Consider the following 17,811-nt stretch of genomic DNA (forward strand, 5'->3'; position numbering starts at 1 on the left):
TTCCCCAGGAGTAGGTCACCTCAGGTCTCTCCTGACTCAAATAAAAAAAGGATGCATCTCCATGCGAAACCTAGATGAGCAGACGATCACACAAGCTGTCCTCACTCGAAATGCCGGGACCGAGAATCAGCGCCTGCATGAGATCGTGACCTCACTCGTTCAGCACCTCCACGCATTTGCGCGGGAGACTAATCTGACCGAGGAGGAATGGGAAAAGGGTATCGAGTTTCTGACCGCAATCGGTCATATCACCACCGACAAACGACAGGAATTCATCCTCCTGTCCGATACGCTGGGCCTGTCGACGTTGGTTATCGCCCAGAATCACAAGAAGCCGGAAGGCTGCACTGAAGCCACGGTTTTCGGACCCTTCCATGTCGCCAACGCTCCTCGTTACGACTTGGGCGAAGACATCAGTGGCGGGCTTCCAGGTGTCCCTTGGTTTGTGAAGGGCACCGTTACAGCCAAAGATGGCACCCCCATTCCAAATGCGACCATTGAAGTCTGGCAAGCCGACGACGCCGGCTTCTACGACGTCCAGAAGCCTGGCCTGGAGGACTACCACGGACGGGCGATTATCCAGGCCGACGCCAACGGGCATTACCACTTCCGCACGATCGTTCCTGAGTGCTACCCCATTCCCCATGATGGCCCGGTTGGAAAGATGCTGGAGGCGTTAAATCGGCATCCATGGCGCCCTGCCCACCTGCATTTCATGATCACTGCCCCTGGATATCAGCGTCTAGTCACCCACGTGTTCCGAGAGGGTGGCGACTATCTGGATTCGGATGCGGTATTCGGTGTCCGTTCGTCCCTGATTGCAGACTGGGTTCGCCATGAGAGTGGAATCGATCCGTACGGTAACTCGATCGACTCTCTTTATTACACCCTGGATTTTGACTTCATCCTGCACAACGCTTAGCGCACATACATTTCTTGTCTACCCGGCTTGCAGTGTGCAGGCCATAGCCAGTACTCGCACACTTACCTCGGAGAGGACTATGCGACCCGTCAAACACATCGTCATGTGGAACTTGCTTGGCGAAACTGAGCATGAGCGCTCAGCCAATATAGAAAAGCTCAAAAATGCTTTCGAAGGGCTTCGCAGTGTAATTCCTGGCCTTCTCAAGCTAGAGATCGGCGTCGACTTCAGCAAGATCGATTATGCCTGTGATGTGGTGTTGTATTCGGAATTCGATTCCATGGAAGCGCTGCAGGGTTATGCCACGCACCCCGCTCATTTGCGAGTTCGCGAAGCGCTAGGAAACGTTCGCACTGCTCGGCACCAGGTTGACTACTTCATGTAATAAACACCTGTTCTAACACTGAGCTTCGATTCAATAAGAAACGAGCACCCCGTGCTTCAACAGCTCAAAAAAAGAAGGTATCAGATATGAAAACCAACCTTGCCGGCAAGATCGTGCTCATCACCGGCGCAGCGAAAGGTATCGGTCGCGCCACTGCGCTGGCGTTTGCAGCCGAAGGCAGCCAGCTCGCGTTGTTGGACTGGGATGAAGGAGCCCTCACAGAACTGAAGCACGAGGCTGAGGCTCTGGGCGCCACAGTTGCTGTCAGTCAAGCTGACCTCAGCAGTCTGAGCGGCATGAACGATGGCATCGACAGCGTTCTGGCCATCTACGGCGGGAAGGTTGATGTGCTCGTCAACAACGTAGGCTCTGGCGCCGTGCGGATGTTCGACGACCTGACTGATGAAGACTGGGAAGCAACCATGCAACTCAACTTCATGAGCTACGTACGTGCTTGCCGCAAAATCCTCCCGGTGATGCGGGCTCAACAAAGCGGCGTCATTATCAACAACGCCTCCGACCTTGCCCGACAGCCAGAACCCTGCCCACTTGACTACTCCGCCTCTAAAGCAGCTGTTCTCGCCGTAACCAAAGGCTTGGCCCGCAGTGAAGGCCCGCACATCCGTGTCAACGCCGTTGCGCCGGGCCCTATCTGGACGCCTTTCTGGACCAAGTCGGGCGGCTTCGCTGAGACCATGGCCAAAGTCCATGGGATGGAGCCTCAAGCCGCAGTGGAGCATGAGATGTCGCTACGCCAACTCCCTCTTGATCGCCTTGGCACTCCGGAAGAGGTGGCTAATGTCATTGTCTTCATGGCGTCTGATCTGGCGTCCTTTGTGACCTCCAGTGTTTGGGGTGTCGACGGTGGCAGCATCCGCTCGGTGATATGACCGCCCACCCACTTTGACACGCGCGCCCGGGGAGCAAGACTCCTGGGAGCCTCTGCCATACGTGGCATCCGTACTGACCACAAAAACAAAAGGATAGATGATGGCTATCAAGATCGACAATCAAACCAAGCTGGGTGTGGCGTGCCTGGGAATCACCCACCCTCACACGTCAGGGCGTGTAAAGGCCTTCCAGCGTATCCCGGGCGTAGCGTTTCTCGGGGCCTACGACGACAGTCCGCTGCTTGAACCTTTTGCCGACGCGCTGGGTCTTCAGGCGCGCAGCAAGGACGACATTCTAAGCGACCCCGACGTACACATCGTCCTGGTGCATCCCAAAAGTTACTTGATGGCTGACTGGGCCATCGAGGCATTGGAAGCAGGCAAGGCGGTGCTGTGTGAGAAACCTGCAGGCCGTCACTCGACCGATACCTTGCGCATCGTGGAAGCGGTTGAGCGCACCGGTAACCTCTTCCAGGTGGGTTACTGCTGGAGGTTCTCGCCGGCAGTGGAAAAAATGCAGCAAGTACTCCAAAGCGGAGAGATCGGTAAGGTGCTTCAGGTGCGGGCTCATGCAGGTTGCTCGCATGACGAGGCCGACACCAACCACATGAAACAGCCAGGAGACCTGGGTGGCGCCTTCTACGTGATTGGATGCCACACCATCGACCGGATCCTGCTGCACTTTGGTATGCCTAACTCCGTGAACGCCAGGATCACCAAGTTTGCAGGTCAAATGAGTGATTCGGCGCGCGAAGACGCCGCCACCGCGATGCTGAATTACGACGACAAAGTAGTCACCATCGACTTCATGTCCTGGGATCCCCTGCCCTGGACGGAAAGCTGGGACATGACAGCGTACGGTACGCACGGTGTGATGCACTCCACCCCAATGCCCGCCTCGTACAAGCTGTATCACGATGGAAAGGTTGGCCACTCCCAAGGCTGGACGCATTGGAACGAAACGAGTTTCCCTGAAGTATGGGCTGTGCGAAAAACCGTGTATTCACCTGAGATCGCTGAAATTGGCAACCCGGTTTATTTTGATCGAGAAGCTGCCGTCTTTGTTAAATCACTTACTGAAGGCTTGCCATCTCAAGTTCCCGCAACTCAGGCACACAATATCAACCTGATCCTCGAGGCGCTTTTCAAATCGTCAGAACTTCTCGGGCAGGAAGTAACCTTGGTCTGAAGTTATTTTTGCTGCCCAGACCCAGCCTGGGCAGCGGAATACTCCCCATGACCGATAAACGCCAGTGGGGCTTTCCTGCTGGCGCGCATTCGAGATCGCAAAACGCTATTCAATCCAGCGCCCCACGCTCTGCCCGCAGTACGAGTTCATCCACGACACGCCGAACCTTCGGTAGCAGGTGACGTGTTTGGGGCCATACCGCATGGATCTCCACGTCACCTGGATTGTATTTTTCAAGAACCTGAACTAGCCGCCCCGCCTCAAGATGATCTCGAACTAAAGAGCTCGGCATCTGGCAAATACCCTGCCCAGCCACCGTCATGGAAACGATGGCATCGCCATCTCCGACTTCATGAGTTCCGGGGGGAGTGATGCGTGTGAGTTCTCCGTCCCCATCCAGAACGCTCCAAGTCGTCCGCTGCCCACGTCGGTAGTTGACGATGCAACTGTGGTTCTGCAGCTCCTCCAGAGATTCAGGGCAGCCGTGCTTAGCGAGATATTTGGGTGAGGCACATATAATCTGCTTCTGCACGGTAAGTCGACGAGCTACAAGGCCGCTGGAATCCTTCAATGTTCCAAAGCGAATACTGAAATCGATCCCCTCTTCGATCAGGTCAATGACGGCATCGGCGAAGGTCACCGTCAACTTGAGGTCAGGATTCGAATCCAGGATTTCCAGCAGCACCGGCAGCACAACGCTCCGGCCATAGGCGGCAGGCAGGTCAACCCTTAGGCGTCCACTGGGCGTTTGTTGATGGCTGGTCAATGATGCCTCTGCGGCGAGGATTTCATCTACCGCAGCCGAGCAGCTTGCGAAGTAGGCCTCGCCATCTACGGCCAGGCCCGAGCTTCGTGTTGTTCGATGAAAGAGTTTGCATCCGAGCCTTTCTTCGAGCTTCGCGATGCTTTTCCCCACCGCTGATTTGGTAATGCCAAGCCGATCAGCAGCCACTGTAAAGCTTCCAGCCCGTGCGGCCGTCACGAAGATCAACACACCACTTAAAGCCTGTTCAACCTGCGCCATTGTCGACCTTTACTCCACTATAAAAGGAGCCTAATGAGGTTTATCGCATCAAAGCTCTACCCTAATCTGTTCCCAAGTTGATTCCAACCCTAAAGAGGACAGAGAAAATGAATACTCAAAACATTGAGCTGCTTGCTGCGTATTGGACTATTGCGGGTGACATCTATCCGATGGGTCCGACCGAGGTCAGCCCGTACTCGTTCGAAGACCGGATGGAAGCTGCCGGTAACGCTGGCTTTAAAGGCATCGGCCTGGTTCACAACGGCATGATGGATACCGTCGATAAGATTGGATATCCCGCCATGAAAACCATTCTCGAAAAGAACGGTATCAAGCATGTCGAGCTGGAATTCCTGGTTGACTGGTATCACACCGGCGAACGTCGTCGTCAGTCGGACAAGGTACGCCAGGAACTGCTTGAAGCAGCCAAAGCCTTAGGCGTGCGCTCCATCAAGATCGGCCCTGGCATCGGTGAGGACATTGCAGACATCGAGCTGATGGTCAAAGAGTTCACCCTGCTCAGCCAACAGGCTGCAGAAGTCGGTACCAACATCGTTCTGGAAATCATGCCTTTCAGCAACGTACGCACCATCGAAACCGCTTTGGCCATCGTGGAAGGCGCAAACCAGCCAAACGGCGGTCTGCTGCTCGACATCTGGCACCTGCAGCGTGGTGGCGTCGACTTCAACGATATCTCCAAGATTCCTGCTCGCTTCATCAAGTCGATCGAGCTCAACGATGCACACAAGTACGCCATTGAGCCGCTGTGGATGGACACCATTCACAAGCGTGTCCTGCCGGGTGACGGCACCTTCGACATCCCGGCATTCATAAAAGCTGTTCAGGCTGCTGGCTATGAAGGCCCTTGGGGTCTGGAAGTGTTGTCTGACACCCACCGCAAGCTTCCTCTAGAGCAGATGGCAAATAGCGCCTACGAAAAAACCATGAGCCAATTCGGTAAATAATTCACTTGTCGTACCTGCTTTCAGCGCCCCCACGCGGAGCTGAAAGCCCCCCTCATTATCAATCGGAGCCGCGAAACCGTGAGCACTGAAAAAACCCTCGAAGTGATCCGCACCCTTTTCGCAAAGATCTCGTCCGGACAAAGCCCGGAAGCCATTGCGGAGTGTTTCAGCCAAGATGTGGACTGGAGCATTCCGGGTACGTCTGACATAGCCCCCTGGGTTGGCGAGCGCAAAGGCCGTGCTGCAGTGGCTGCGTTTTATCGTGATTTTGGAACCTACCTGCAGCCCCAGGAATTCAACATCAAGTGGCTGATGGCCGATTACGAACGCGGTGTCGCGCTGGGCTCTCTGCAGTGCCAAATAATTCGTACCGGCAAAACCATCACCAGCGAGTTCGCGATCGAATTTGAAGTCGTCAACGAACTGATCGCGCGCTACCGCTTCTTCGAAGACTCCTATGGCGTTGCGGTGGCTGCCCAATGAGTTTTGGCGTCGATCTGAGTCACCACACTGGATTCGAGCGCGCCTTTCAGCAAGGACGCCTCACCCTCGGCTTCATCATGGCCATCGAGTCCTACAAGGGTGCAGTACCGACGCTGGCCAATCACGCAGAACTCGCCTGCAGGGCTGAGCAACTTGGTTTTGCAGCACTCTGGGCTCGCGATGTTCCGCTGCTCGACCCCACTTTTGGCGACGTCGGCCAGGTGTTCGACCCTTTCGTTTACCTGGGATACCTGGCTGCCAAGACCGAACGAATAGCGCTGGGGACATCCAGTGCGGTGCTACCGCTGCGCCATCCTATTCATCTGGCGAAAGCTGCGGCATCGGTCGATCAGTGTAAGCGTCTGCCCAACACACCTTGCGTGATTAAACGGGCATCCACCTGTGCGGCAACAGCTCGGTAATCTCACTCGCACGCTGCGTCGGCAGGCGTGTAAGAACATCCTTCAAGTAAGCATATGGATCATGCCCATTGAGCCGCGCCGACTGGATCAAGCTCATAATCGCCGCCGCACGTTTACCGCTGCGTAACGAGCCTGCGAATAGCCAGTTCGAGCGCCCAAGAGCCCACGGCCGGATTTGATTCTCGCACCAGTTGTTATCGATGGGCACAGCACCGTCATCGAGATAGCGCGTCAGCGCTATCCAGCGTTTAAGGCTGTAATCCACGGCCTTGGCGATGGCCGAACCTTCAGGCACAAGCTGTCTTTGGGCGGTCATCCAGGTATGAAGTGCGTCGGCGATTGGCGCTGCTTTTTCCTGCCGTACTCGCTGTCGATCACCCGGTTCCAGCTCGCGGACTTCTCGTTCAACGTCATACAAGGCCGCGATGTAGTGCAGCGCTTTTTCGGCGATCTGGCTCTTGTTGGTCGCGTGCAGGTCGAAGAACTTGCGGCGTGCATGGGCCATGCAGCCGATCTCTGTAACGCCCAGTTCAAAGCCTGCCTTGTAGCCAGCGAAGTCGTCGCAGACCAGCTTGCCGTTCCAACTGCCCAGGAAGACTCGAGCATGTTCGCCAGCGCGGCTCGGGCTGAAGTCGTAAACGACCGCCGCCAGATCGGAGAACTGGCTGGTGGCATAAGCCCAGACGTAAGCGCGATGAGTTTTTTCGCGCCAGGCGTCAGCATTTGTACCGGCGTATCGTCGGCGTGAACGACGCCGTGCGTCAGCACGGCTTCGCGCAGCGCATCAACCAGCGGCTGTAATTGCACGCCGCAGTTGCCCACCCACTGCGCCAAGGTCGAACGGGCGATGGGCAGCCCGGCGCGGCCGAAGATTTTCTCTTGGCGATACAGCGGCAGATGGTCGGCGAACTTGGCCACCATGATGTGGGCCAGCAGGCCGGCGGTCGGGATGCCCTTGTCGATAATCTGCGCCGGAACCGGTGCCTGGATCAGGGTTTCGCACTGATCGCAGACCCACTTGCCACGGATGTGACGCTCCACGGTGAACACGCCCGGCGTGTAGTCGAGCTTCTCGCTGACATCCTCGCCGATGCGCTTGAGGGCGCAGCCGCACTGGCAGTGGCTGTTGTCCGGTTCGTGATGGATCAGTGTGCGAGGAAACTGCGGTGGCAGCGGTGCGCGCTTGGGTTGCTGGCGCACTTTGGCTTCGACAGGTGCCAGTTGCAGCGCCTCAAGTTCGGCTTCGATAGCGGCGATATCCGTATCGATCAAGTCGTCGAGCAGGCTGGCTTGATCCGGGCTCAACTGCTCGCTGCGCTTGGCAAACTTGAAGCGTTTGAGCAGCGCGATCTCGTGGGCCAGTTTCTCGTTGACCGACTTGTGATGAGTGATTTGCTTGTCCATCGTCTCGACGCGCTGGATCAACTGCGCCGCCAGGGCACGCAGTTCTTCAGGGTTTAATTGATCGAGATTCGGATGCAAAGTCATGCCGCCGATTTTGCCAGAGAGGGCCAGTGGCGGCGATAGACGGAAGGGCCAATTGCGCTGGCAAGCGCGCCATGGCAGGCGAGTTAGAGCACTGTGATGGCTCCTGCGGAACCGACGCGTTGCCAAGGTAAGCCGAGCACCAAGGCTTGAAGTTGCTCGGCATCCAACTCAACCTCAGAGCCGTGCCGCACGCCCGGCCAAAAGAAACGTCCTTGATTCAAGCGCCGGGCTGCAAGCCAAATCCCCACGCCGTCATGCACCAACACTTTCATACGATTGGCGCGGCGGTTGGCGAACAGATAAGCGCAGTGCGGCTTCGCCGCACCGAACACCGCAACAACTCGCGCCAGCGCAGTTTCAGTGCCGGCGCGCATGTCCATGGGCTCGGTGGCGAGCCAGATGGAGTCGATGCGGATCATCGCAGCAGGTCTCGCAGGAAAGCAGAACACGCCGCTGCATTTTCTGCCGGCCAACTCACCACGACTACGCCTTTTGAATGCGGCACTTCGATTCGGATCGTGGCAGGAAGGGCCTGATGTATCGGCACCGGCGACGATGTCTTGACCGGGATAAAGGCGGTTTGAAGTGTCAGGTTTTTCTGCGCATGCACGCGTATCCATTTATGGACGAGGTTGGCGTTGAGGTTGTGGGTCAACGCGACATTGGCGATTGAGGTGTCAGGCTGAGCGCATTCGGCGATGACCTGGGCCTTGAAGGACTTGGAATAGGAACGGCGTTCTTGTGGCATAGGCGTCCGCTTAAAAAGGCTAGAAATGGTGTCCACTTAAATTTAGGTGGACACCATCGCCTTAAGCGATGGTGTCAGGAAGGTGTGTTGCCCGGACGGTTACTCATCAGCGATAGCTAATGCATGATCAACTTCTGTCAGCCACTGGGAAAGCTTCGCATAGTAGGAGTCGAACCGGTGGCAGCGAAATCGTTTGAGGAGATCGTCCACCGCACGGTGCAGGGTCGGGGCGTGTAGGTTCCAAAGACCACCAAAGCGCACGCCCGCGCTTGCCGGCCACACGAGTTCAGACCACAACAAGCGGCGTTTGATTTCAAAGCTTGGAAGCGTTTCAGGGGCTATGTGGTACTGCTGACCACCGACGATTACGACGACGCGATCGCTCTCGACTAGAAGGCGCCAGCGCGCAGATCCGGTTAACAAGCGCCCGAGCCTTGATGGCGTCCATTCCAAAAACATGCAGAATCCCTACGCCTAAAAATTTCGACATTCTAGCCCAATGTTAAGCGTCTTCGGGTTGACCTTTACGCGCGCAAAGCAAGTGACTGCTTGATCGTTGGACACCCTCAGCATCCGCCGCTGGTGATTAAAGGTTTAAACGCGAGCGAGCCAGAGGGACGATCAGCCAGCGTTTTGTATTAGATTGGGCGGCCTGGAACAGGTTGAAGCCGTGCCAGGAATTGGAGATGCCCACAGGATGAAGAGGTAAGAGTACATTTGTGCTCTTGCCGATATTTCGATGCCAAGTGCTACGATCCTCACGGCAGCGTCCCTTGAACATGCTGAGCCGATTTAGAGCCTCTGTTATGTCGTCAAATCTTACACCTCGTAGGTCTATCGCTCGCTAGCGCCTGCAATCTTGGGAAACCGTCTGGAAGGGAATTTGAATAGCCTGGACTAGCCCCCCGCGGATAGACTGATACTCACGTCGGCCACCCCGCGCGCTCTGCTAAGGGACGTAGCCAGCTTCATCACTTCGCGGAAAAGTCTTCAAGGAAGAAACTAGATGGTGCAGTTCAACGATTGGTGCGATTGCGCTGATGAGCCTGTTGGGAACCACTTTCGCAGAGTGCTGACGGGTCAGACAGCCAACCGTCAGACAGGGGTTGATGCGACAGCCTCTGTCATCCCAGGACATTACGCTTCAGAAGAACGCATAGCACGAGCACTTGCACGTCTTGGTAAGCCGGCCACAGCTGAGTTAATTGAGGGTAAGCTTCCAACATCCAAGCAGATCCGGTCAGGTGACCTCGGCGAGATCTATGCGACGGAGTGGATTGATACGCAGAGCGGCGGCTTTCGCGCTTTGATCAAAAGACTTCGCTGGAAAGACCACCGGAACATGGCGATGCGAGGCGATGACGTCATTGGCATGTTGGAGGATCCTGCCACACATCGACTGATCTTCATCAAGGCAGAAGCGAAGAGTCGGGCCAAACTCACAAACAAAGTGCTAACGGAGGCTCGCCAAGGCCTTGATAAGGACGGTGGTCTGCCTTCTGCTCACGCGCTCGCGTTCATCGCCGAGCGCTTGCTGGAATTGGGCAACGAACAGCTGGCGGATGCTATTGATGACGCTCAGCTTATCGACGGCATACAGCCTAAGGACGTTCGACATCTGCTTTTTACCTTTTCAGGCAATGCGCCAGAAGCGCTTCTGACCGCAGCTTTAAAAAGCTATCCCGGGGCCATCCAACAGTGGGCCATAGGCTTGCATGTGGATGAGCACCCCCTCTTCGTTGCCGCTGTCTATGATCAGGTGATCGCTAATGCCAACAACACCTGAAGCAATCGTCGCGAGTATTGCCGAAGCGGCAACCGCAGGTTTCCGCGGCCGTCTCATCGCGCGAGGCCAAGCAAGAGCAATTATCTGGCGTGACGGGGTGCTTCCCCCCGATGCCCCTGAGTTCGCGCCACAGCTTAGCTATGACCTGCACTCATACGGCTACTCCCTACTCGGCCTTGGGTTGCGCTTGCGAGATCTTCAGGGCGACTCAGCCCAGGCTCGCACTGCGTTCGAACAAGCGGCGACTGCTCTTGAAGCCGTAATCGCCAAAGGCAATCCCGGAGAAATAGATCGAGACTTTCACTTTGTCATGACGGCCGCGAGCTACCACCTAGCGCACCTCTCAGCTAGGGCCTACTCGTTGCTTCAAGCTGTAGTAACGGAAAATAATTTCACATTACCAGAGCGAGCACTCGCTTTGCTCATGAGACGCAACCTCCAAGAGCTTCGCACGATGGTCTTCGACTATCGTGCATCTGGGCAGGGTAGCGACGCGGCCATCGCCGCCGAAATTAAGGGAACCCTGGACAGGTTGGAGGCCGCAGAAGAACTATCGGAGGACAGTGATGACTTCCTTTTCGAAAGTCTCGACACCGCATTGACGGATACTTTCATGGCGGGGATGGCGCTTTTCATATCCGCGCTTGAACGAGGTGAAGAAGTACTGGTTACGCAAGCGAAGGATCGGCTTGGAACTGGCCTCGCCATTTCCAGTGAAATGAACATGCTTCCCCAGTGGTGGGCGTACCGAATTGCGATTCATTTGATCACAGACCTGTGGTCTAACACTTTCCACATCAATGTACCGCCTCAACCCACCGGAGGAGAGGCAGCCGACTGGCCACAGCTCCGTGAGCTGTTCATTGCCCTACTGCACCAGCGACCTCGTGCTGAGCTTGATCTTTGGCCCTCACAAATCGATGCTGCCCACCGAGCATCTGATCAAACTGACGATCTCGTGGTTTCGCTCCCGACCAGCGCGGGGAAAACCCGAATCGCAGAGCTTTGCATCCTTCGGTGCCTGGCTGCCGGCAAGCGTGTCGCGTTTATCACTCCATTACGGGCGCTTTCCGCTCAGACTGAGGTTACTCTGCAGAGAAGCTTTGGGCCTCTTGGTAAAACGATCTCTGCGCTTTACGGCAGCATTGGCGTCAGCGGCATTGATGAGGACTCAATCAGAGGCCGAAACATCATCGTCGCAACACCAGAGAAAATAGACTTTGCCCTGCGCAATGACCCAGACCTCCTGAACGACGTCGGCCTGCTGGTTTTCGATGAAGGCCACATGATAGGTCTCAACGAACGTGAAGTACGCTACGAAGTACAAATCCAACGCTTGCTGCGTCGTGCAGACGCGGATCAACGCCGAATTGTGTGTCTATCGGCAATCCTTCCAGATGGCGATCAGTTGGAAGACTTTTCTAACTGGCTGCGCAAAGATCACCCAGGCGATCTGATCAAAAACGATTGGCGCCCTACCCGGCTTCGGTTCGGTGAAGTCACTTGGAATGCCACCAACTCCACCGCCCGTCTCAGTCTGCGCGTTGGTGATGAGCGCCCTTGGGTGCAACGTTATCTAGAGGGGAGCGTTCCCCCAGCCTGGGTGCGGCCAAAACGCCGCCGGACGAAGATTTTTCCTAATGATCAACGCGAACTCTGCCTTGCTACAGCTTGGCGCCTTATTGATGATGGGCAAACTGTACTCATCTTCTGCCCACAACGAAGCAGCGTCGAACCTTATGCGGATGTGATTATTGATCTCTACGAGCGCGAAGCTCTCCGATCTCTTCTTGAGGTTGATCCCGCCAAGCTGAGGACTGCCATCGCACTTGGCGAAGAATGGCTCGGAGCGGAGAGCTCAATCCTGAAATGCCTGCGCCTGGGTGTTGCGCTGCATCACGGGGCGTTGCCTACGGCGTATCGCAAGGAGGTTGAGCGCTTGCTTCGCGAAGGTGTCCTCAGGGTCACAATATCCTCACCTACCCTAGCGCAAGGCTTAAATTTGTCTGCCACCGCAGTGGTGATGCATTCCTTGCACCGATCGGGCGAGCGAATTGATATTTCTGAATTCAAGAATGTTATTGGTCGGGCAGGACGAGCTTACGTCGATGTCGAAGGTATGGTGCTTTTCCCCATCTTCGACAAGGCAGGACAGCGACGAAAAAATTGGGAAGCATTGATCAGTGACCTAGGCGCCCGCAACATGGAAAGCGGACTAGTCCAGCTTGTTGGCACGCTGCTAGTGCGCATGTCGAGAAAAATTGGGGGCGACATTGACGCGTTAGTCGAGTACGTCGCCAACAATGCAATGGCGTGGAGCTTTCCTGAGCTTGACTCAGAGAAGCCTGAGGAAAGCCAGGTTGCTCGGGCCGACTGGGAACGACATGTGGCCACTCTCGACACAGCCGTCCTGAGTTTGATTGGCGGAAGTGACGTTGACGACAGCAACATTGAGTCTGCACTTGACGATATCCTTCAATCCTCGCTATGGCATCGCCGATTACTTCGTTGTGATGAAAACACTCAGAACGCGTTGAAAGCAGGCCTGAGGTCACGTGCCACGCTGATTTGGAGCCAAACTAGCTCCGTCCAGCGTCGAGGCTACTTTCTGGCAGGTATCGGGCTGGCCACAGGCAAGACTCTTGACGCGTTGGCAGAGGAGCTCAATCTATTGCTGGTGACGGCGAACGCGGGAATAATCCAGGATGATGAAAGCGTTGCAATCGAGGCTCTTACTGCTATTGCTCAACACGTGTTTTCCTTTTATCCCTTCATGCCCGACGCGCTACCTGCAAACTGGCAGGACATTCTAAAGCGATGGCTGCAAGGTCGAGCAATAACCAGCCATTCTGCTGATGAAGCCTCAGAAACCCTGAGATTTATAGAGAACGGCCTTGTCTATCGCCTGCCTTGGGCAATGGAGGCGATCCGAGTCCGGGCAGAAGCTAACGATGATACGGTCGTTGAACTACCTCTCGATAATTTTGAGCTTGGCTTGGCCGTCGCAGCAGTTGAAACTGGAACGCTGAACCGGGCAGCGGCACTATTGATTCAAGCGGGCTTCAGCTCAAGGATGGCTGCCATCAAGGCCGTCACTGATACCGGAGCCACATTCGATACAAGTGATGAGCTCCGGAGCTGGCTTCTTTCAGAAGAGGTGACACAGCTAAACGTTTCGCCCAATTGGCCGACCGCCGAAACGAGGAACATCTGGCTCGACTTCATGGGTAGTTTCGAGCCGCGTGAGAGTCACACGTGGGCCAAACGTTCTTATTGGGGAAAGGTCAACTGGCTGGACGCCTCACCACCTCCAAGTACCCCACTTCAGCTGTACGAACATGCAGGAAAAGCGCAAGTATTAGCGGTTGACGGCGCACTCCTAGGGACTCTGCAAAATTCGATGAATCCCGCCCGGAGGGGATTGCTGCGCGTCAACGTTGGCCAAGACACGAGCACGATCGACATCATTTATCTGGGCCCACAGGACTTGACTGGCGTATAGGTAGTTTGGGATTTGCCCCGTAGCTCGCTGCGCATGACCTGCCGCTCCTGTCCAAGGATGTCCGAGTGCACAGTGGAAACTTGGCGTACTCCAATGGCCAAACTGGCAGCTCAATCAGGATCCAAAATGGCCATCTGCCACTGGTCACGGTAATATGCATGAGCCGCCGCGCAGTAGCCTCGGATTCACCATCCCCCGAACGTCCTCATGGCAACAATAATGAGGTGTGCTTCGGGCACCCGCTAGGTTAGCCATGCAGTCAACAATCGATTTTGAAGCCCGAAAGCTCTTCGAAGCCATCAAGTACCAGATCCATGTCGCCATCGAGTACTGTCATAAGCTCGACGATGATCAATCTCTCTGGATCGAGGTATTCGGCGATGTTGCCGTCGATAGGGAGGGCGCCATAGAGGTCAAGATGTGGGAAGACGACCTCACCGACGGGCACACCAATTTCTGGAACACCCTGCATAACTGGCTCAAGCCGGCGTTCGATCATGAGCGGTTTGAGGAGTTAATCCTGCTGACGACGCAAAGCTTCGGTAGTAGATCAACGCTGAGTCAATGGAACGAAAGCGACCCATCCCAGCGCCTAGGTCTGCTGACCTCCATCGACGCGGTGATAGGCAAGCGCAAGTCACGTAAGCAGGAGTTGAAGCCGCCCGCTGACGGCACTCCGCCCATGCGAGGTAAGCTTACTTCGCAACGACAAGCTGTCTTAAGCAAAGAGACACGAGAGTCTCTCCTCGCCGTAATTCCCAAGATTCGAATTCTGCCAGAGCAGCAAAACCTGGCCGCCCTTATCGCGGCGTATAAAAAAGAGAAGCTGGGCGGCATCAACCCCAACCGGAAAGACGATTACGTCAATGACCTGTTCGGCTTCATGATGGACGCCAGCCGTATCGACCAGGGCTGGGAAATCAAAGGGCGTGAGTTCAACGCCAAGCTCCAGGAGCTTACAAAACGGCACATGGTGGGCCCGGTAACATTCCCCGCTATCAACACCGAACTAATTAGCCGTCAGGCGGCTGAGCCTCACCTGCGAAGCCGGCGGTTTGCCCGCAAGCTGATCGAGATCGGGGCGGAGAAACATTTATCGCGCGCCACCTTGAATTGCTTGAGGCGCACGAGCACGTCTCAGGGATGATCCGGGACTGCTCTGTCAGCCCAGATGACATTTCACGTTACCAGCACAATCATCACGAGGCTGCTTTTTGGGCGAGAGATTCGGCCATGGAAAACCTCGACTCAAATTCCGACAGGTCGAAGAAGCTGGCGGCTTCCCGCCAGTTCTTCTCGCAGAGCTGCGCCGTCCCAGTCACTCCCCTGTGTAGTTTTCAGGACACTCCTCAAACCTTTCGAAACGGCATCTATCACTTGCTGGCGGATGAGGAGCCTGGCACCCGAGATGAAGAATTTCATTGGAGGCTATGGGACGAATGAACGCACGCCCAGTCGACCATCTTTACACGCTGCAGCGATCGCCCATCGCGCTGGCGCCGATCATCTACCAGTTTTACAACAACAGAGAGACCACGGAACAGGACGTGCTGCTGAGCTACCTCATTCTCCCGCTGGTGCTGTATCCCCCGACTCAAGAGTTTCTTCACAAGGCTAAGAGCACCAGCTCGCTGCGAACCATGTGCGAAAAGCGCGAGAGGTTGGCCGGGCTGGTCGAGCGAGTCCAGCAAATGAAGTCACTGACCAACGAATGCCTGCTGATTCTGTCCGCCGAGGGAAGTCTGGGCTTCGACCAGCGGATGGGAGTGACCTTGCATGATGAAAACAGAGCAGAGAACGCTAATCCAAGGATCATGAAGGCGGCTGAACGCCTCGCTACCGTCTTTGGGACAGAGCACATCGTTACGATCTACAGGATGTTAGGGCTCAAATCACTATGAATTGTTTTCTGCGTTACATCGGCGTAGTTGATACTCAAGACCAGCTGCATCACGTCCCGTTCGAGCGTGGACTGAACATCATCACCGGCGCGTCCTCCACGGGCAAAAGCGCGATCTTGGAAATTTTCGATTTTTGCCTTGGCGCGAGTGAAAACACGATACCGGTGGGGCGCATCACCGAACGGGCGAAGATCTATCTCATCGCGCTTGAGTTCCCGAGCCATCTCCTGGTGGCGGCCCGTACTAGTTCGGATGGTGGCTGCTACCTCACAGAATGGCCAGGTACTCACCAAGCTTTGCTCGAAGCGTTACAGGCAACCCCAGAGCGGTTTACCGAGGAGCGGCACCAGTATCCTGAGCCACGTTTTAAGAAAGAACTCGGCCGATATTTCAACATCACCCTCAAGAATGTGGATGAGGAGGCGTGGAGGCTGAATGTTCCTGGGGCGAAATCCCCGACACCCTCAATCCGCACATTTGCAAGCTTCATGCTCCAGCACCAAAATTTGGTCGCCAACAAGCATGCGGTGTTTTATCGGTTTGATGAGAAGGAAAAGCGTGAGCAAGCCATCGCGCATTTCAAAATTCTGATGGGGCTCGTCCACGAGGACTACTTTGACAAAGTCAAAGAGCTGAATGTCGCCGAGGAGACTCTTAAGAGGATCCAGAACCAGATTCCCCGTGAAGCAAAGAAAAAGGCAGAGGTTGTCGAACACTACCAGCATCTTCTTGATACCTACGAAGCCCTGGCTGGCCATCCGCTCACCACCGCCACGGCAGATGAGCTCTACGCCAAACCCCATAAGTATCTAGAAGAAATCTCTCAACGCGCGGTGCGGATCAACTTCCAGTCCGACTCGATTGAGGCAAAACGTCAGGCGCATGAGGATGCAGCTGCCGTGATTTTGCCTAAGAAAAGGGCAGCTACCCGACAACTCGCTCAGGTGCGTGAATCGATAAATTCCGCGAAAAGTTTGACCAAGGCTATGCGGGCGGACGGTACGCCGAAATCGACCCAGATCTCACATACTCACTGTCCGATGTGTGACTCTCACACCGATTTACCCACTGTAGCGGCAGGTAAACTCTTCGACGCCATTACTTGGCTCAATGGCGAGCTAACCCTCTCAAGCTATGCCGTCGAGAGCTACGCCGACGAAGAACGCGCCCTCATCAAGCAGATCGGTAAATACAACGACGAGCTCGCTAAAATCCAGGCTGCCACCGCCCCTCTTGATGCGGAGCTTGAAAAACTCACGACGACCAAGAACCCCAATGAACAGGCAATCTCAATCAAGGTGGAGCTTGAGATCGGACTGAGGAATCAAAAGCTGAAATCGGGCATCGAGCTCAGCGAGCAAGAGCTCAAGCTCAGGGAAGAGGTGAAGGAGCTCAAACGCTTGATCAAAGCCTACGACCTAGACACCAAGGTCGCCGCCCTTTCTGAAAAAATTGATGCAGCGCTTGCTCGATATGGCGACAGGTTCAATTTCGAAGAAACCTACATCCCCTGCAAGCTGAAATTTGACCTCACTACATTCGAGCTGTGGTACCAGCAGAGCGACGAGAAGCGTGTGTACCTGCGCTCCATGGGCAGTGGCGCTAATTGGCTTTACTCCCATCTGGCGCTCTTCATGGCGCTGCATTATCAATTCGCACGACACCACGATCAAGACTGCAAGATACCCCCTATTCTCTTTCTCGACCAACCTACTCAGGTGTACTTCCCCGCGCTGGACAAGGACAAGACATTCGAGGCTACGAAAGCCTCTGAGCAAGCAAACAGATCCGACAAAAAGGATGCAGATCTGGTGGCAGTGAACAACATGTTCAGTCAGCTGGCAGAGTTCTGTGTGGAAACAGAGGCAGAAACTGGCTTGATGCCCCAGGTCATCGTCTCAGATCATGCAGATAATTTGGATCTTGAGGATCCCTACGACTTCAACTCATTCGTTCGTCGTCGCTGGCGAGATCGCGGATTCATCGCTGGATTAGCCCCTACAAAACCGGACACCAACTCCCCGTTAAATTGATGCTGCCGCCAAGCGCCTGAACTCCCTCGGTGAGCGATATTTCAAGGCGCTGTGTGGATGCTGCTCGTTGTAA

The 17,811-nt window shown here is 55.3% G+C and carries 15 protein-coding genes and 2 pseudogenes; 12 read left to right on the forward strand and 5 right to left on the reverse strand.

Going from position 1 to position 17,811, the window contains the following annotated elements; genetic code table 11:
• The first annotated feature begins 61 nt into the window (after nucleotides 1-61).
• From DGA31_RS05285 to DGA31_RS05300, 4 genes are all read left to right on the forward strand, one after another.
• Complete coding sequence (locus DGA31_RS05285) at nucleotides 62-922, forward strand: intradiol ring-cleavage dioxygenase (protein WP_109511810.1); 861 nt, start codon at nucleotides 62-64, stop codon at nucleotides 920-922.
• Nucleotides 923-1,001: 79 nt separating this feature from the next.
• Nucleotides 1,002-1,307, forward strand: a complete 306-nt coding sequence (locus tag DGA31_RS05290; RefSeq protein ID WP_109511811.1) for a Dabb family protein — start codon at nucleotides 1,002-1,004, stop codon at nucleotides 1,305-1,307.
• An 86-nt stretch (nucleotides 1,308-1,393) separates the two neighbouring features.
• A complete protein-coding gene (locus DGA31_RS05295; RefSeq protein WP_109511812.1) occupies nucleotides 1,394-2,197 on the forward strand; it encodes an SDR family NAD(P)-dependent oxidoreductase in 804 nt (267 codons plus the stop codon).
• A 100-nt stretch (nucleotides 2,198-2,297) separates the two neighbouring features.
• The gene (locus tag DGA31_RS05300) at nucleotides 2,298-3,386 is read left to right on the forward strand and encodes a Gfo/Idh/MocA family protein (RefSeq protein WP_109511813.1); all 1,089 of its coding nucleotides are present in this window, start codon (nucleotides 2,298-2,300) and stop codon (nucleotides 3,384-3,386) included.
• A 109-nt stretch (nucleotides 3,387-3,495) separates the two neighbouring features.
• Here DGA31_RS05300 and DGA31_RS05305 read toward each other — a convergent pair whose 3' ends face one another.
• Nucleotides 3,496-4,410, reverse strand: a complete 915-nt coding sequence (locus tag DGA31_RS05305) for a LysR family transcriptional regulator (protein WP_109511814.1) — start codon at nucleotides 4,408-4,410, stop codon at nucleotides 3,496-3,498.
• A 107-nt stretch (nucleotides 4,411-4,517) separates the two neighbouring features.
• Here DGA31_RS05305 and DGA31_RS05310 point away from each other — a divergent pair, with 107 nt between their 5' ends.
• The 3 genes and pseudogenes from DGA31_RS05310 to DGA31_RS05320 form a co-directional block, all read left to right on the forward strand.
• Entirely contained in the window at nucleotides 4,518-5,375 is an 858-nt protein-coding gene (locus DGA31_RS05310) for a sugar phosphate isomerase/epimerase family protein (RefSeq protein WP_109511815.1), read from the forward strand.
• A gap of 78 nt (nucleotides 5,376-5,453) precedes the next feature.
• On the forward strand, nucleotides 5,454-5,858 hold the full coding sequence (locus tag DGA31_RS05315) for a nuclear transport factor 2 family protein (RefSeq protein ID WP_161959146.1): 405 nt from the start codon (nucleotides 5,454-5,456) through the stop codon (nucleotides 5,856-5,858).
• Nucleotides 5,855-6,211: pseudogene (locus DGA31_RS05320) on the forward strand (LLM class flavin-dependent oxidoreductase); the annotation flags it as partial. The gene DGA31_RS05315 and the pseudogene DGA31_RS05320, both read left to right, overlap by 4 nt.
• A 31-nt stretch (nucleotides 6,212-6,242) precedes the next feature.
• Here the strand turns inward: DGA31_RS05320 and tnpC are convergent.
• From tnpC to DGA31_RS05340, 4 genes and pseudogenes are all read right to left on the reverse strand, one after another.
• Nucleotides 6,243-7,768: pseudogene (tnpC, locus tag DGA31_RS05325) on the reverse strand (IS66 family transposase).
• Nucleotides 7,769-7,851: 83 nt separating this feature from the next.
• The gene (tnpB, locus tag DGA31_RS30165; RefSeq protein WP_152034996.1) at nucleotides 7,852-8,187 is read right to left on the reverse strand and encodes an IS66 family insertion sequence element accessory protein TnpB; all 336 of its coding nucleotides are present in this window, start codon (nucleotides 8,185-8,187) and stop codon (nucleotides 7,852-7,854) included.
• Complete coding sequence (gene tnpA, locus DGA31_RS29535) at nucleotides 8,184-8,516, reverse strand: IS66-like element accessory protein TnpA (protein WP_152034997.1); 333 nt, start codon at nucleotides 8,514-8,516, stop codon at nucleotides 8,184-8,186. The genes tnpB and tnpA overlap by 4 nt, the downstream gene beginning before the upstream one ends.
• Nucleotides 8,517-8,615: 99 nt before the next feature.
• Nucleotides 8,616-8,975, reverse strand: a complete 360-nt coding sequence (locus DGA31_RS05340) for a hypothetical protein (protein ID WP_109511818.1) — start codon at nucleotides 8,973-8,975, stop codon at nucleotides 8,616-8,618.
• A 547-nt stretch (nucleotides 8,976-9,522) separates the two neighbouring features.
• Between DGA31_RS05340 and DGA31_RS05345 the strand changes: the two genes are divergently transcribed.
• The 5 genes from DGA31_RS05345 (at nucleotide 9,523) to DGA31_RS05370 (ending at nucleotide 17,738) form a co-directional block, all read left to right on the forward strand.
• Entirely contained in the window at nucleotides 9,523-10,302 is a 780-nt protein-coding gene (locus DGA31_RS05345) for a Hachiman antiphage defense system protein HamA (protein WP_109511819.1), read from the forward strand.
• Nucleotides 10,286-13,804, forward strand: coding sequence for a DEAD/DEAH box helicase (locus tag DGA31_RS05350; protein ID WP_109511820.1), 3,519 nt, complete (start codon nucleotides 10,286-10,288; stop codon nucleotides 13,802-13,804). The genes DGA31_RS05345 and DGA31_RS05350 overlap by 17 nt, the downstream gene beginning before the upstream one ends.
• Before the next feature lie 253 nt (nucleotides 13,805-14,057).
• Nucleotides 14,058-14,951: a hypothetical protein gene (locus DGA31_RS05355; RefSeq protein WP_109511821.1), complete on the forward strand. Its 894-nt coding sequence runs from the start codon at nucleotides 14,058-14,060 to the stop codon at nucleotides 14,949-14,951.
• Between the two features lie 292 nt (nucleotides 14,952-15,243).
• Nucleotides 15,244-15,705, forward strand: a complete 462-nt coding sequence (locus DGA31_RS05365; protein ID WP_109511823.1) for a three component ABC system middle component — start codon at nucleotides 15,244-15,246, stop codon at nucleotides 15,703-15,705.
• Nucleotides 15,702-17,738, forward strand: coding sequence for a DUF3732 domain-containing protein (locus DGA31_RS05370; protein ID WP_109511824.1), 2,037 nt, complete (start codon nucleotides 15,702-15,704; stop codon nucleotides 17,736-17,738). Before DGA31_RS05365 ends, DGA31_RS05370 begins: the two co-directional genes overlap by 4 nt.
• Nucleotides 17,739-17,811 lie beyond the last annotated feature (73 nt).

Origin of the sequence: Pseudomonas ovata, assembly GCF_003131185.1 — a bacterium.
Lineage (GTDB): Bacteria > Pseudomonadota > Gammaproteobacteria > Pseudomonadales > Pseudomonadaceae > Aquipseudomonas > Aquipseudomonas ovata.